The organism is Streptomyces sp. NPDC090045 (assembly GCF_044747975.1).
Taxonomy (GTDB): Bacteria; Actinomycetota; Actinomycetes; order Streptomycetales; family Streptomycetaceae; genus Streptomyces.
On the sequence record NZ_JBIVFA010000004.1, the window covers coordinates 314549 to 330129 of the forward strand.

Below are 15581 nucleotides of genomic sequence, written 5' to 3' on the forward strand. Positions count from 1 at the left end.
AGGCCCGGAGTCGATCAGAGGGGCCGGGGAGGCTGGGTCCGCCAGAAGGAGCACTGGTGGTCCTCGCCGAAGGACGAGGTCGTGCGCGTCGCCGACGGATTGAGGGTGAGGACCGTACCGGCGGCGCCGGCCGGCGGCCACGGTGTCTGACCCGCCGCGACGGGAGCGCCGACGCGTGCGAACGCGCCCCAGTAGCGCTTCATCCGGTTGCCGAGCGCGGTCTGGACCGGAGTCAGCGGGCGCTCGCCCATGGTGAAGTCGTGGAGATAGGCCAGCTCCGCGCTGTGCGCGTTCGACTCGTCCAGGCCCGGCACCTGCGCCCCCGCGAGCGTGGGTGACTGCGGGTCGTCGAACTCGTAGACGTACGTGGGTACTTGGGGTGCGAAGAGCTGGGCCGTCCACGCCGTGTGGCATGCGAAAGTCGAGTCCGTCATGACGGCCGACAGCGCCAGGTACGGCGAGCCGTGCGCGGCGACCGGGTAGCGGGCCAGCACCTCGGGACCCGCGGCCCCGTAGTCCGCCAGGATCTGCGCGGTGTACTGCTCCGCCGTCAGCCGCGGCTGTGTCAGCGCCACGAAGAAGCGGGCCTCGGCGCGCGTGCTCCCGATCAGCACCGGCACCTTGTTCCACGTGCCGTTCCCGATGGCCTGCGCGGGCGGGAGCGGCAGCAGGCCGTCACCGGACGCCGGACCCGGGGTGGGCAGCGTACGGGCCGCCTCGACCAGCGCCGCCCCGGAGACGGCGCGCAGGCAGGCGGCCACCTCCGCCGCGACGGTGCATCCCGCGCGGGCGGCGAAGGAGCGCGCCTGCCCCTCGGCGGCAGCGGCGTCCGGCGTACGCAGCAGGGTGCACGGACCGCTCTGCAGCACGGCCCGGTGGAAGAGGCCCGCGGCCGGGGGCGCGGCCAGCAGCGCGCAGACGGAACCGCTGCCCGCGGACTGCCCGGAGATCGTCACGTTCCCCGGATTCCCGCCGAACGCGCCGATGTTCTGCCGGGTCCACTGCAGCGCCGCGAGCTGGTCCATCAGGCCGAAGGACCCGGAGCGTTGGGAGTTCTCCCGGCCCAGCTCGGGAAGGGCCAGGTAACCGAGCTGCCCCAGACGGTAGTTGATGCTGACGACCACGCTCTGAGTGAGATCGGCCATGGTCCGCCCGCCGAACTGCGTGCCCGTTCCCTGGCTGTACGCACCCCCGTGCATCCAGAGCACCACCGGGAGCCGGGCTCCGGTGCGGGCGGTCCGGGGCCGGTAGACGTCCAGGTACAGGCAGTCCTCGCTGACGGCCTGCGGATCGGCCAGGCCGAACGGCGAGAACTGCAGGCAGGCCGGGGCCTGTTGCACGGCCTCGCGCACCCCGTTCCAGCGGGGCGGTGGCTGAGGTGCCCGCAGGCGCGCGTCCCCGACCGGCGGAGCGGCGTAGGGGACGCCGAGGAACTCCTGTGCGCCGTCACGGGATTGGCCGCGCAGGCCGCCCTGCGCCACGGTGACGACCGGGCGCGGTGAACCGCCGGCCGATGCGGAGGGCGGAGGCGGCGCTGCCGCCGCCGGAAGTGCCGAGGCGAGCAGGGTCACCAGTGCGAGGGCCGTGCCGAGCAGGGATCGTGCCGAAGACAGCCGGGTGCCGGGCCTCTTCATCCGTCCTCCTGGAGTCGTGCGGAGTGCGTGCGCGGGTGCGAGCGGGGCGTGTGGGCGCGTGAGGGTGTGTGCGGCCGGGGGCGGAGTCTGGTGCGCGCTCCGCCCCCGGCCGGTCGGCGGTCCTACGGACGGAGCCCGGAGATCAGGGCCGAGGTCACGGCCTGGTCCGCCGGGCCGGTGTTCCAGTCGGAGTTCATCGGGCTGACGGCGATCCTGCCGGCGGCCACCGCCTCGACGTCGCCGCCCTTGGCGGCCGGCTTCAGGGCCACCTTCACGCTCACCTTCCAGGTGCCGTCACCCGCGTCGGTGAAGTCCGGCTCGAGGAAGTTCTGCGGGTCCTGGAAGGTGGCGGCCACACCGGCCGCCGTGCCCTTGCCGTCCGCGCCGACGATCGGGTGGTTGACGTTCAGGCCGACGCCCTTGGGCAGCAGGGGACCGGACCGCGCCCGGACCCGCAGCCGGTCGATCAGCTTCACCGCGAAATCGAGCGTGGGCCCCATGGCGTTGACCGTGGTGACCGGGTCGGGCGCGCTCAGGCCGCCGGTGCTCAGCGCGATGGCCGGCACACCGGACTCCAGCGCGGCGACGGCGCCGCCGACCGTACCGGAGTGGGTGGCGAGCCCGGCGACGTTCGGGCCGAAGTTCGTGCCGGAGACGACCAGGTCGGGGGCCTTGTCGGCGAAGACCTCGGCCAGCCCGAAGGCGACGGAGTCGCCCGGCGTGCCGTCGACGGCCCAGACCTTCGGCTCGGGGTGCTTCACCGAGATCGCCGGAGCGCTCATCATCTTGGTGCCGGTGCCGCTCTGGTTGGTGAGCGGGGCGACGATCGTGACGTCGTGCCCGGCGGCGGTCAGCCGCTCGAAGGCCTTGCGGATGCCCGGCGCGTTGTAGCCGTCGTCGTTGGTGAGCAGGATCCGCAACGGGCCGGCGGGCGCGGCCGCCGGCGCCGCCGTGGGCGCGGTCTGCGGCGCGGCGACCGCGGGTGCCGTGCCGGCCAGGGCCGGCGTGCACAGCATCAGGGCGGCCAGCGGCAGAACTCGCTTGCGTCTCACAGAGTGCTCCTTCAGAGCGGAGGGAGGTGAGGGTGAGCGGTGGTGCGTGGTGCAGCCCGGCGGGCGCGCGACCCTCGGCGCGCGCCCGCCGGAGTTCCGGCCGGGCCCGGTCCCGCGGGAGGGGCCCGGAGCGGGCCCGGGGGAGTGGGCCCGGGGGAGTGGGCCCGGAGGAGCGGGCCCGGAGGAGCGGGCCCGGAGGAGCGGGCCCGGGGGAGCGGGCCCGGAGGAGGGAGGTCAGCGCACGCTGCGGATCGGGAGGATCGCGAGCGCGCCGATCAAGGAGAGGGCTCCGCCGACGAGGAAGAGCGGGGTGTAGCCGCCCAGCGCGGTGACGACGGCCGAGGCGACGAAGGGGGCGATGATCTGCGGTCCCGCGTTCGCGATGTTGAGGACGCCCATGTCGCGGGCGGCGTCTTCGGCCCTCGGGAGCACCAGGGTGACGAGCGCGGTGTCCACGGCCATGAAGCAGCCGAACGCGAGGCCGTTGAGCGCGCTGAAGACGAGCATGCCGGTCCACGTCGGGCTGACCACGGGAACCACCATCACCAGCCCGGCGAGCGCGGCCGATACGCCGACGAACACCTTGCGGCGGTCCAGACGGTCGGACAGCAGCCCGCCCAGCACGGTGGAGAGGGCCATCGCGACCATCGACACCGGGGTGAGGACGGCCATCGCGGCCGGCGGGGTGAGTCCGGCGGGCAGCGTGATGTGGTCGTCGAGGATGTACAGCTGGTACCCGACGACGGCGAAGTAGCCGAGGACCATCAGGGCACGGCCGATGAAGGCCCAGCGGAAGTCGTGATTGCCCAAGGCCGAGAGGAAGGCGGCCAGTTGGGCGCGCTTGGGTGCGGCCGGCGCCTTGGCCGCGGAATCGGTGCGCGGGACGTCCCGGCAGAAGCCGGTGAGCAGCAGGGCGGAGACGGCGACGATCGCGCCGAGGATCAGATAGCCGGTGAGCAGGCGTTCGGCGGTGTTGGAGGCGACGAGCACGCCGACCGTGCCGCCGATGGGGAGACCGAGCCCCACCAGCGCGGAGGCGGTGCCGCGCCGGGCGGCGGGGATCCGGTCCGGGACGATCGCGGTGACCGCGGCCTGGTAGATGTTCATGGTCGCCTGGATCAGGCACCAGCCGATGCCGACGAGCAGCGCGGTGTTCACGCTGCCGAGCAGGCCCAGAAAGACGAGCGAGGCCAGGCCGCCGCCCAGGATCCAGGGATTGCGGCGGCCGCTGCGGTCGGAGAGGGCTCCGGCGATCGGGTTGAAGGTGGTGGCGAAGATCGCGCTGATGCCGCCGATCAGTCCCAGGACGGCGACCTTGTCATCAGGGGCTATCGCGGCGATCTGGGTGGGCAGCAGGACGGAGCCGACACCCATGTAGACGGCCATCAAAGCGGAGTTGGCGACCAGCAGCAGGGGCATGAGCCCTCGCTGCCGGGCCGGTTCCGGCTTCGGGGGTACGGGCGTATCGACGGCTTCGGGCGTGGCCATGACGACTCCTCGGGGGACGGAGCGGGGAGGTGGCGGTGCGTGGGGGGAGAGGGGCGCCCCGCGAGCGGAGGCCGGGCGGCGGTGTCACCGGGGGTGGGGCGGACGACCGCGGTTTACTTGATGTTGTTACACGTGTCACCAAGTGCGTTGGAGACTGTGTAGCATCCATTTCCGGGCTCCGCCAGAGGTTGCGGCCGGTCGCTGCGCAGATCGTGACCGACGGTGGGGCCGGGATGAGAAGACGTGTAACCAACGGGTTGCGGTCACTGCGCAGGGCTGATGTGTCGAAAAACCCTCTTGCACTTGTGGCGGCCGTCACGCATCGGCAATACTCCGTGCCGCACCGCGACTACCCGTCGCCGAAGGGCATCCCGCCCGGACGGCGGGGCGTGGCCGGCGGTGCCTGCGCAACGCCGCAGCCCGCATCCATACCCTCTCCCGCCCTCGATCGCACGACGCGACGCGACATGCGTCGAGCACGCCCACCAGGCACAGCGGGCCGGCCCGAGCCTCAGGGCGCCCTTCAGGGGGCGCCCCGCCGACCGTGCCGCGCCCGCGACACCCGGCTCGCGCCCTCCCCGGCTACCGCCGGAGGCGCTGCCGACATGATCCCCGGTCGTCCCGCCCGGCCACCGCCGGGAGGCGCCCCCGGCCCGGTCCTCGACCGTCAACGCCCCCCCGGCTACCGCCGAGAGGCGCCCCGGCAGAGCCCTGGTCCGCCGGAAGTTCCTCCGGCAGGGGGCTGGGCCGTCGACGCCCTTGGCTGGCGCCGAGAGGTGCCCCTGGCAGGGGCCTGGGTCGTCGACGGCCTTTCGGCTACCGCCGGGAGGCGCCCCGGCCCGGTCCTCGACGTCAACGTCCCCCGGCTACCGCCGAGAGGCGCCCGCAGCGCGGTCCTCGGCCGCCAGACGCCCCCGGCTACCGCCGGGAGGTCCTCTCCGGCAGGGTCTGGGTCGTCGACGCCCTCGGCTCCCGCCGAGAGGTGTCCCCGGCAGGGGCCTGTGCCTTCGACAGCCTCCGGCTACCGCCGGGAGGTGTACCTGGACGTCCCCTGGCTACCGCCGGGAGGTCCCCTCGGCGGGGTGCGGGTCGTCGACACCTTTTGGCTACCGCTGAGGGGTGTCCCCCGACGGGGGGCCTGTGCCGTCGGCGTCTTCCGGCTGCCGCCGGGAGGTGCGCCTGGGCCGTCCCCTGGCTATCGCCGGGAGGTGCTTCGGGTGCGGGTTCTCGGTCGTCGCGTCGCCCCGGCTGTCTCGGGGAGGTGCTACTCGGCGCGGTCCTCGGCCGCCTGACGTCCCCCGGCTATCACCGGGAGGTCCCCTCGGCAGGGTCTGGGGCGTCGGCGCCTTTGGCTACTGCCGGGTGGCGCTCCCCTCGGCAGGGTCCTGGGCTGTCGGCGTCCTCCGGCCACGCCGGGGGGTGTACCTGGACGTCCCCTGGCTACCGCCGGGAGGTGCTCCTCGTGCGGGTTCTCGGCGGTCGCGTCGCACGGTCATCTCGGGGAGGCGCCACCTGGCAGGGTGCTGGGCCGTCGGCGTCCTTCAGCTGCCGCCGGGAGGTGTGCCTGGGCGTCCCCTGGCTGCCGCCGGGAGGTGCTCCTGGTGCGGGTTCTCGGTCGTCGCGTCGCCCCGGCCGTCTCGGGGTGGTGCCACTCGGCGCGGTCCTCGGCCGTCGACGTCCCCCGGCTACCGCCGAGAGGTGTCCCCGGCAGGGGCCTGGGCCGTCGGCGTCGTCCGGCTATCGCCGGGAGGTGTGCCTGGGCGTCCCCTGGCTATCGCCGGGAGGTGCTCCTGGTGCGGGGTCTCGGTCGTCGCGTCCTCCAGCCGTGGCGGGGAGGTGCCACTCGGTGCGGTCCTGGGCGATGGACGTCCTCCGGCTGCCGCCGGGTGGTGCCCCCGGCAGGGTCCTGGGCTGTCAACGTCCTTCGGCTACCGCCGGTTGGCGCACCCGGGTAGGGGCCTGGGCCGTCGGGGTCTTCTCAACCACCGCCGGGAGGCGATCGGTTGCACGGACTCCTCCGTCGGCCTCGGGGCCTGCCGGCGTGGGCGCGTTGCGCCTTGGTCCGGTCGGATCGGGGCATCGCGCTCTGATCCGGTCCGATCGGCGGCCCCCCGGCCGCGCCCCCCGGCCCGGCGCTCCCGGCTCCCGGCGCCTTCAGCTCCCAGGCTGCCGTCGTCTCCCGTCTCCCGTCCCCCGGATCCGGTCCTCCCGTCTCCCGTCTCTCGCTCCCCGGGCCTCCGTCCTCGCGGTCCCCCCCGTCCCCCCGGCCTCCCCGTCCCCCAGCTTCCCTGCCTCCCGTCCCCCCGTGTTCACCCGCCCCGGCTTCTCCTGCCTCCTCCCGCTCCCCGTTTCCGTGCCTGCTCTCCGCGTGCCCCCGCCACCTGGGGAGATGACCGTGAAAGGTCCGCCATGTTCCCCTCGCCCTCGCCCTCGTCCTCGTTCACGCCGCCGCCACGCCCGCCCCGACCCTCCCGCCCTCCCCGGCACCACCTCCCCGCCGCCCCGCCGCGCCACGCGCTCGCCCTCGGGATCGGTCTGTTGCTCGTCGCGTTCCTGGTCGCGCTGCTGCTCCGGATGGACCAGCAGCCGTTCTTCCAGGAGCTCGACGACCGCTGGGCCGCCTCGGTGAACGATTCCTCCGCCGAGGGGTCCGGCGGATCGGACGGGCTCGGCGGGGTCGCCCTGTTCCTCGACCGGCTCGGCGGCCCGTTCGGCCTGGTCCTGCCGCTCGCGCTGATCGGCTGCCTCTGCGTCTACGGGCGCTGGCGCTCGGGGCTGTTCGTCCTCTCGGCGGCCGTCGTCACCAACGTCTTCCTCGTCCTGCCGCTCAAGCAGCTGGCCGACCGTCCGCGTCCGCCGCACCCGTGGGTCCTGGTCAACGACGGTTCGTACCCCTCCGGCCAGGTGTTCAGCGCGGTGACGCTCGTGATCGTGGTCGCGGTGGTGGTGTTCCCGCCGCGTGCGCGACGCTGGTGGTGGGCGATCGGGGCCTCGTACGTCCTCGCCATGATGGGAAGCCGTACCTGGCTGCACGCCCAGTGGCTGAGCGACACCTTCGCCGGCGTCCTCCTCGGCGCGGGAGCCTGCCTCGTGCTGTGGCGGGTCTTCAAGCCGTTGCTGGAGGTCGAGGCGGAGCGGATGGCCTCGGACAGCCTGTGGCTGTGAGGCGCGACCCGGAAGGGCTTCGAAATATCGCGCAGCATTGACGGACGTTAAATTCACGCCATAGTCTCGCTGTACTCGCGCATCCGGTGCGCTGCACTCAGGAAGGAACGGCTCATGCCCCACTCCCCAGGTCAGGACCAGACGACGGTGGTCGACCTCCCCGCGGGGCGCCTGCGCGGCGCGATCGAGCACGGGGTCGCCGTCTTCCGGGCCGTGCCCTACGCCGCACCTCCGGTCGGCGACCTGCGGTGGCGGCCCGCGCAGCCGCACGCCAGCTGGAGCGGCACGCGGGACGCCACCGCCGACGGCCCGAGCGCACCGCAGATGTACCGGGAAGGCGGCGACCCGGTCCTCGGCGGGCACGGGTCGCCGCCGTTCGACGAGGACTGCCTGACCCTCAACGTCTGGACGCCCGGCGTCGACGGCGGGCGCCGCCCGGTGCTCGTCTGGATCCACGGCGGCGGCTTCGTATCCGGCTCCGGCTCGCTGCCCGGCTACTCCGGCGAGACCTTCGCGCGCGACGGCGATCTCGTCGTCGTGAGCATCAACTACCGCATCGGGCCGCTGGGTTACCTCTACACCGGTGAAGACGAGGAGGGTGGAGCCGGCAACCACTGGCTCTCCGATCAGCTCGCCGCCCTGCGCTGGGTGAAGGAGAACATCGCCTCCTTCGGCGGCGACCCGGACCTCATCACCGTCGCCGGGCAGTCGGGCGGAGCCGTGTCCACCGCCGCCCTCGCCGGGCATCCGGAGACCCGGGGGCTGATCCGGCGGGTGATCCTGCAGAGCCCGCCCTTCGGCCTGGACCTCCCCGCCCCGGACGCCTACATGGAGCGCACCGCCGCCTACCTGGAGCTGGCGGGCGCCAAGGACCTGGCCGAGCTGCGCGCCCTGCCCTGGCAGGAGCTGATCGGGGCGGCCGCCGGCCTCTTCGTGCAGACGATGAGGTGGGGGTACTGGCCCACGCCCTTCCTGCCCGTGATCGACGGGGTCACCCTCCGCAGCCACCCGGAGCAGGCGCTGCTGAACGGCGCGGCGACCGGCATCGACGTCATGATCGGCTGGACGAGGGAGGAGGCCAACTTCGGGTTCGCCCTCGACGAGGGGTACGCCGCCGCCACCCGGGAGCAGGTGACCGACCGGATCGCGGAGACCTTCGGGACCGAAGCCGCCCCCGACGTGTACGCGGCGTACGAGCGGGCCCGGCCCGGCGCGCGTCCGGCCGACGTGCTGATGGACCTCATCACCGACGAGCTGTTCAGGGTCCCCGCCGTCCGGCTGGCCGAGGCCAGGGCCGCATCGGGCCACCCCGTCTGGGCCTACCAGTTCGACCTGCCCACCCCCGCCTACGAGGGCCGGCTCGGCGCCGCCCACTGCCTCGAACTGCCCTTCGTCTTCGACAACTTCGACCAGTGGGCGGACGCGCCCTTCCTGGCCGGGCTCGCTCCCGGCGTCCGCGACGGCCTCGCCTACGCCATGCACCGGGCCTGGATCGCCTTCGTCCGCACCGGCGACCCGAACCATCCGGACCTGCCGCACTGGCAGCCGTACGAGGGTGACGCGCGCACCACGATGCGCTTCGACTCCGTCGTCACCGCGCTCGGCGACCTCGCGGGAGCCTCCCGGATCCTGCACGGCCCCGCCCGCACGTCTGCGCACCCCTCTGCTCCCTTGATTTAACTCGTGTAACCTGAAAGGAAGGAGCAAGCAGCGCACAAGGAGCATCGAGGGACGTCATGGCCAAAGACACACACGCCGTCCCCGCGTCGATCACCAGCGCCGACGTGGCCCGCCTCGCCGGTGTCTCGCGCGCCACGGTCTCCTTCGTCCTCAACGACACCCAGGGCCACCGGGTCAGCGCGGGCACCCGGGACCGGGTGCTCGACGCGGCGCGACAGCTCGGCTACGTACCGCACGCCGCCGCCCGGTCCCTGCGCGCCGGCCGCAGCAACCTCGTCCTGATGCCCGCGTCGATCTCCGCGATCGGCCGTCTCGTCAGCGACTGGGTCGACGACCTGCACAGCGAGCTGGACCGCCTCGGCTACACGGCCGTGCTGCACGCGGGCCGCTTCGCCGACCCCGTCGACGCCGCCCGTGCCTGGGCCGAGCTGCGCCCCGCGGCCGTCGTCGCGCTGGACGGCGACCGCTTCACCCCCCAGGCGGCCGAGCTGCTGGGCCGCGCCGGCGTGCGCGGCCTGCTCGCCTTCGCGTCCCACCCCGTCAAAGGGGTGCACACCATCGGCTTCGACCACACCCACATCGGCGCCACCGCGGCCGAGCACCTCATCGAGCGCGGCCGGACCAGGATCGGCGTGGTCATGCCCCAGGAGAGGGGCCTCGGCACCCTCGCGCAGCCGCGTCTCGCGGGCGCCGAGTCGGTCGCGGCCCGCCACATGGCGACCGTCACCCCGGTGGAACTGGCCTACACGCGGGAGTCCGCGAGCGCTCTCGCCCGACGCTGGCGCAGCCTCGGGCTGGACGCCGTCTTCACGTACAACGACGAGTACGCCGCGCTGCTGCTCCACGCGCTCCAGGCCGAGGGCATCGTCGTACCGGACGAGGTCGCCCTCGTCGGCTGTGACGACCTCGTGCTGTCCGCGCTCCAGCAGCCCGCGCTCACCACGGTCCGGCTGGACATGCCGTCGGCGGCGCAGATCGCGGGCGCCCTGCACGAGCTGATCGAGACGGGCACGGCGGTGCCGGTCCCGGCCGTGGAAGCCGTACTGGTGCCCCGCCTGACCTCCTGAGCGAGGGCCCCCGCGTTCCCTTGGCCTACCTGCGGTGCGGGCAAACCTGCGCCCGGCTTGCGGCCGGCTTCGGCGTCGGCACCACCACCGCCTGCCGGTACATCGCCGAGGCCGTCGAGGTTCTGGCCGCGCTCGCCCCGGACCTGGCGAGTGCGGTCAAGGCCGCATCCCGCAAGGTGTTCGTGATCCTGAACGGGACGCTGCTCGCGATCGACCGGATCGCCGCCCACCGCCCGTCCTACCGTCCGGGTGCCCTTCCGCGGCCGGCGGGAGGGGCTGTCCGCAGGTCAGCGGGCCGTCAACATCGCCCACGCGCGCATCCGGGCCCTGGGCGAGCCGGCCGTGGCCACCCTGAAGACCTGGCGCCTGCTGCGCAAACTCCGCCGCAGCATCCATCGCATCATCAGGCTCGTCCAGGCCGTCCTCACTCGGCACCTGAACTGCACGAACTGAGGTAGGCCGTCGTCGTCCTTCATCACGCCTCGACCTGAGGTTGAAAAGGGCTCACGGTGTCAAGCGACGAATTCCAGCGACGTGACCGCCGGCCCGGCCCGGGGCCTACTGGGATCACGGTTCGAAACAGCATCCCCGCCGCCCATGCGGCCGGAAACCACCCCGCTGTTTCTCGACGAAGGGAACTCGCCATGGCCGGCTACAAGGACACGCCCACCATCGGGATCGTCCTCAAGGGCAACGGGGTCTATGAGATCCAGGTTTCCTACACCATGTTCTACGCGCCGAATGAACTCTTTTTCCCGGAAGGCTGGTTCGACAGCGTCGCGCTCTTCGAGAGCGACAAGGGCGAGGTCTTCGGCGGCGACGACGATCACCTCTTCAATCTGCAACCCAGGTTCTTCTTCCCGCAGTCGACCGAGGAGACGCGAACGTTCTCGATCCTGCGCACCCGTTCCGAGCTCGAGACCGAGGCCGGCGGCGAGGAGATCTACGCGGTGGTCCACCACGTCCGCGGGATTCAGGGTCTCAACAGCAACAAGAGGCGGACCGTCGATTTCCCGCTCGCCGTTTGAGAAGCGAGAGCGAGCGACGTACGACGGAAAACGCCCCGTGGCGCCCGCACCTGCTGTGGGGACACGGGGCGCTTCGCCGCCTCGGTGCGAGGCGCGGACCTCGGGCGGTCAGCCGCCGTCGGTCACCACCGAGCCCGTGCCCGCGGCCGCCCCCCGACGGTCGTGGGCACGTACGCGTTCCCGGGCGAGGGCCGGCTGGAAGAGCCACCACACCAGCAGGCCCACGCCCGCGCCCGCGGCGGCGCCGGCCACCGTGTCGGTGAGCCAGTGCGCGTGCAGCCAGGTGCGGCTCCACATCATGGCCAGGGTGAAGGCCGCGCCCCCGAGCCACCAGGCCCGCCGCCGGGCGGCGGGGACCAGGAGCACGCCCACGGTGACGACGAGGAGCGCCGCCGTGGCCGCGTGGCCGGACGGGAAGGAGCCGTGGTCGACACGGACCAGCGGGTCGGCCGGTCGCGGCCGGTCCACCAGGTGCTTGAGCCCCTGAACGACGAGCGTGTTCCCGCCGAGGTAGCCGGCGAGCAGGTATCCGGCCGACGCCCAGCGCCTGCGGACGAGCAGCACGGCCAGCAGGGTGAGCGGGATGATGGCGCCGACCGGGCCGCCGAACCAGTCCAGCGCCGTGGCGGCGGCCAGGTACGGGCCTTCGTGGGGGCCGCCCATCCAGACCAGCCAGCGTTCGTCCAGCCCCTGGAAGGGCGGATGCGTGACGTCGGAGCGGACCACGAGGGCCGGTGCGACGGCGGCCGTCAGGAGCAGGAGGGCCGCGACGAGGACGCCGCGGCTACGGCGCGGGGATGCCCCGGGCCCGGCGCGGCGGGCGGCTGTGCGGGGGCCGTCGGGTCTGTCGTTCGGGGTGGTGACCGGAGTGCCGGGCATGGCTGTGCCTCTCGCGGCCGCGGGAGCGCCCGCGGCCGTGTGTGCTCTGAAGGGAGGGGAGGAGGAGGGGGAGGAGGAGGGGAGGTGTTCGGGGAACGTGGGGGGCGCGGCCGGGCCGTGCCCCCCACGGCGGAAGGCGTCCGCGGGTCCGGCCGTCAGGCCCCCGCGCCGAGGTGCCGGGCCAGGAAGGCCACGCTCTCCTCGACGATCGGCGTGATGTCCGGGGCTCCGAGGAAGATGTGGTCGGCGCCGTCCACGGGCTGCAGGGTGACCTCGCCCCCGGCGCCCTTCAGGGCTTCGGCGAGGACCTCGCTCTGGCTGTACGGGACCAGGCCGTCCCGGGTCCCGTGCACCAGCAGGAACGGCGGCGGGGTCGAGTCCGCGGCGTACGTCACCGGGCTCGCCGTGCGGGCGGCTTCCGGGTTCGCGGCCACGGAGGCGCCCAGCAGGGCCTCGTAGGGATCGGGGAACTCGATCCCGGACGGCATGGCCGGCATGGGGTGCGCGGCCAGGGCGACCAGGTCGGAGACGCCGTACCAGTCCACGACCGCGAGGACCCCGGTGTCGCCGGAGCCGACGCCGTGCGTGCCCTCCAGTGCCGCGGCCTGCGGGTTGCCGGGGCCGACGAGTCCGGCGAGCGCCGCCAGGTGGCCGCCCGCGGACTCGCCCCAGACGCCGATCCGGTCCGGGTCGATGCCGAGGGCGCCGGCGAACGTGCGGACGTAGCGGATCGCGGCCTTCACGTCGTGCAGCTGCGCCGGGAAGGGTGCTTCGAGGCTGTGCCGGTAGTCGATGGAGACGAGCGCGAGCCCGGCCGCCAGTACGGCCCCGTGCAGGAGGGCGGCGGGCACGGTCGGCGGCGGGTAACGGCGGTCGCCGTCCAGCCAGCCGCCGCCGTGGATCCAGACGACCGCCGGGAACGGCCCCTCACCCGCGGGCACCTGGACGTCGAGCAGGCGGGGCCGGTAGCCGGGGGTGGTCGCGTACGTGACCCCGTCGAAGCGGCGCACGCCGTCCGCGCCCGTCACGGGCTGCACGGGCGACTGGTACGGCGGGGGTGGCCAGGTCATGTCGGCGAGATCGAACTCGGTGGGAGGAGATTGCGTCATTGCGGCCCTTCCAATGCGGCGGTCCCGGCGGGGGCGGCGTGCAGGCTTCGCGTCGTATGTCCGAAATGCTTGCGCGAGTCACCGGGGGAGGCGTAGCTTGTTACACGTGTAATCACGACTCTAGCGACGCATTTCCGCTGACTACAAGCCCAGAGGCCGTCCGACTTCTGGAGCAGTTGCACGAGACACACCAGCGGATGCGCCGCCTTCCCCCTCCGGGAGCGCGCCATGCTCACCACCACCGGCAGTTCCGCTCCTCCCGCGGAGCGGAGCTTCGTCCACTGGGTCGCCGACCCCGTCGCCGCCAGCGTTCCGCAGGTCAGGTCCCGTGTGCGCGACGCGCTCGAAGGCTGGCGGGTCTCCTGTGGAGCGGTCGACGTCCTGCTGCTGGCCGTGAGTGAACTCGTCGGCAACGTCGTCCGGCACGCGGGAGCCGGCCGGATGCGGGTCGGCGTGGCCGTCGGCGGGGGCTGGCTCCGGCTGGAGGTCGCCGACCGGGGCGCCGGCCTGCCGAGGCTGCCCGCTCCGCGCGCCGAGATCGACCCGGAGTCCGAAGACGGGCGCGGACTGCTGATCGTGCAGCTGCTGACGGCCGAGCTGGGCGGTGAACTCTCGGTCGTGGCCCACGAGTTCGGGAAGTCGGTCCGCGTGCGCATTCCCGCGGCCTGAGGGGGTGTGGGGGAGGGGGGCGGGGGGTGTGCATCGCTGCCCCAGTCCTCGAATATCGCGAGATGTTGACGGACGCCAAATATTCGACATATCTTGCTCCCCATCTCCCCGCTGCTCCCTGATTGAGGTGCCGCCCCATGGAGCTCTCCCCTTCCGCGCATGCCGATTCCTTCTGTCGGGACCGGCTGCCGCCCTTCGCTCTCTGGCCCGAACTCCACTTCGAACTACCGGAGTTGGACTACCCGGACCGGCTCAACTGCGCTCGGCGCCTGCTCGACGACGCCGTCGAGCGGCTGGGCCCCGACCGCCCCTGTCTGCTCACCCCGACCGAGCGCTGGACCTACGGCGAACTGCAGCACCGCGCCAACCAGGTCGCCCAGGTCCTCACCGAGGACTTCGGCCTCGTGCCCGGCAACCGCGTCCTGCTGCGCGGCCCCAACAACCCGTGGCTCGTCGCCACGTGGTTCGGGGTCCTGAAGGCCGGCGGGGTCGCCGTCACCACCATGCCGATGCTGCGCGCGTCCGAGCTCGCCGAGCTCACCGACATCAGCCGGCCCCTGCTCGCCGTGTGCGACCACCGCTACGCCGACGAGCTCGACCCGGCCCGCCGCCCCGGCGGGACGGACGCACAGGACCTGCCGGACCTGCCCGTCCTCACCTACGGCGGTCCCGGACCGACGGACCTGACCGCGCGCTGCGCGGCCAAGGACGGCCGCTTCGACACCGTGGCCACCGCCGCGGACGACGTGGCGCTGATCGCCTTCACCTCCGGTACGACCGGCCGCCCCAAGGCGACCCTGCACTTCCACCGGGACGTGCTCGCCAACGCCGACACCTTCTCCCGGCACGTCCTGAGGCCCCGCCCGGACGACGTCTTCACCGGCACGCCGCCGCTCGCCTTCACCTTCGGGCTCGGCGGGCTGGTGGTCTTCCCCCTCTCCGTCGGGGCGGCCACCCTGCTGATCGAGCAGGCGCCCCCGCTGCAACTGGCCGAACTCGTCGCGGCCCACGGCGTGACCGTGCTGTTCACCGCGCCCACGGCCTACCGCGCGATCATGGAGGCCGGGGCGGTGGACCGGCTGGCCGGGCTGCGCCGCTGCGTGTCCGCCGGGGAAGCGCTGCCGGCCGCGGTCTGGCACGAGTTCCACGCCGCCACCGGGCTGCGCATCATCGACGGCATCGGCGCCACCGAGATGCTGCACGTCTTCATCTCCGCGGCCGACGAGGACATCCGGCCCGGCTCCACCGGCCGCCCCGTTCCCGGCTACCGCGCCGCCGTCGTCGACGAGCACGGCGATCCCGTCCCCGACGGGCAGCCCGGCCTGCTGGCGGTCACCGGCCCCACCGGCTGCCGCTACCTCGCGGACCCGCGCCAGGCCTCGTACGTCAGGAACGGCTGGAACATCACCGGCGACACCTACATCCGCGACGCGGAGGGCTACTTCTGGTACGTCGCCCGCAGCGACGACATGATCGTCTCCTCGGGCTACAACATCGCGGGCCCCGAGGTGGAGAAGGCCCTCGCCACCCACCCCTACGTCGAGGAGTGCGCGGTCGTCGGGGCCCCGGACACGCGGCGCGGCATGGTCGTCAAGGCCTACGTCGTCCTGGGCGCCGGTGTCCCGGCGGCCGAGGGGACCGTCCGTGAGCTCCAGGCCCACGTCAAGCAGACGATCGCCCCGTACAAGTACCCGCGCGCCGTCGAATTCGTCACGGAACTCCCGCGCACCGGCACCGGGAAGCTCCGGCGCGGCGCGCTGCGCGAGCGCGCCCTCGCCGACGCGGCGGCACCGGCCCAGACGACACCGGC

Annotated in this window: 10 protein-coding genes and 2 pseudogenes; 7 read left to right on the forward strand and 5 right to left on the reverse strand. The window is 73.4% G+C overall.

What is annotated here, in order from left to right:
- Nucleotides 1-14: 14 nt before the first annotated feature.
- From ACIPYQ_RS13675 to ACIPYQ_RS13685, 3 genes are all read right to left on the reverse strand, one after another.
- On the reverse strand, nucleotides 15-1634 hold the full coding sequence (locus ACIPYQ_RS13675) for a carboxylesterase/lipase family protein (protein WP_401250055.1): 1620 nt from the start codon (nucleotides 1632-1634) through the stop codon (nucleotides 15-17).
- 122 nt (nucleotides 1635-1756) lie between these two features.
- Complete coding sequence (gene surE / locus ACIPYQ_RS13680; protein ID WP_401250057.1) at nucleotides 1757-2686, reverse strand: 5'/3'-nucleotidase SurE; 930 nt, start codon at nucleotides 2684-2686, stop codon at nucleotides 1757-1759.
- Between the two features lie 234 nt (nucleotides 2687-2920).
- Entirely contained in the window at nucleotides 2921-4174 is a 1254-nt protein-coding gene (locus ACIPYQ_RS13685; RefSeq protein WP_401250060.1) for an MFS transporter, read from the reverse strand.
- A 2538-nt stretch (nucleotides 4175-6712) separates the two neighbouring features.
- Between ACIPYQ_RS13685 and ACIPYQ_RS13690 the strand changes: the two genes are divergently transcribed.
- The 5 genes and pseudogenes from ACIPYQ_RS13690 to ACIPYQ_RS13710 all read left to right on the forward strand — a co-directional run bounded on the left by ACIPYQ_RS13690 (nucleotide 6713) and on the right by ACIPYQ_RS13710 (nucleotide 11114).
- Nucleotides 6713-7339: a phosphatase PAP2 family protein gene (locus ACIPYQ_RS13690; protein WP_401250063.1), complete on the forward strand. Its 627-nt coding sequence runs from the start codon at nucleotides 6713-6715 to the stop codon at nucleotides 7337-7339.
- A 114-nt stretch (nucleotides 7340-7453) separates the two neighbouring features.
- Nucleotides 7454-9019, forward strand: a complete 1566-nt coding sequence (locus ACIPYQ_RS13695; protein ID WP_401250066.1) for a carboxylesterase/lipase family protein — start codon at nucleotides 7454-7456, stop codon at nucleotides 9017-9019.
- Between the two features lie 56 nt (nucleotides 9020-9075).
- Nucleotides 9076-10086, forward strand: coding sequence for a LacI family DNA-binding transcriptional regulator (locus ACIPYQ_RS13700; protein WP_361764903.1), 1011 nt, complete (start codon nucleotides 9076-9078; stop codon nucleotides 10084-10086).
- 20 nt (nucleotides 10087-10106) lie between these two features.
- Nucleotides 10107-10539: pseudogene (locus tag ACIPYQ_RS13705) on the forward strand (transposase family protein); the annotation flags it as partial.
- 191 nt (nucleotides 10540-10730) lie between these two features.
- A complete protein-coding gene (locus ACIPYQ_RS13710; RefSeq protein ID WP_401250069.1) occupies nucleotides 10731-11114 on the forward strand; it encodes a hypothetical protein in 384 nt (127 codons plus the stop codon).
- A 108-nt stretch (nucleotides 11115-11222) separates the two neighbouring features.
- Here ACIPYQ_RS13710 and ACIPYQ_RS13715 read toward each other — a convergent pair whose 3' ends face one another.
- Complete coding sequence (locus ACIPYQ_RS13715) at nucleotides 11223-11993, reverse strand: phosphatase PAP2 family protein (protein ID WP_401250072.1); 771 nt, start codon at nucleotides 11991-11993, stop codon at nucleotides 11223-11225.
- 155 nt (nucleotides 11994-12148) lie between these two features.
- Complete coding sequence (locus ACIPYQ_RS13720) at nucleotides 12149-13102, reverse strand: alpha/beta hydrolase fold domain-containing protein (protein WP_401250074.1); 954 nt, start codon at nucleotides 13100-13102, stop codon at nucleotides 12149-12151.
- Nucleotides 13103-13330: 228 nt separating this feature from the next.
- Here ACIPYQ_RS13720 and ACIPYQ_RS13725 point away from each other — a divergent pair, with 228 nt between their 5' ends.
- Both ACIPYQ_RS13725 and ACIPYQ_RS13730 read left to right on the forward strand, forming a co-directional pair.
- On the forward strand, nucleotides 13331-13771 hold the full coding sequence (locus ACIPYQ_RS13725; RefSeq protein WP_401250077.1) for an ATP-binding protein: 441 nt from the start codon (nucleotides 13331-13333) through the stop codon (nucleotides 13769-13771).
- Nucleotides 13772-13908: 137 nt separating this feature from the next.
- Nucleotides 13909-15537: pseudogene (locus tag ACIPYQ_RS13730) on the forward strand (AMP-binding protein); the annotation flags it as partial.
- Nucleotides 15538-15581: the final 44 nt, after the last annotated feature.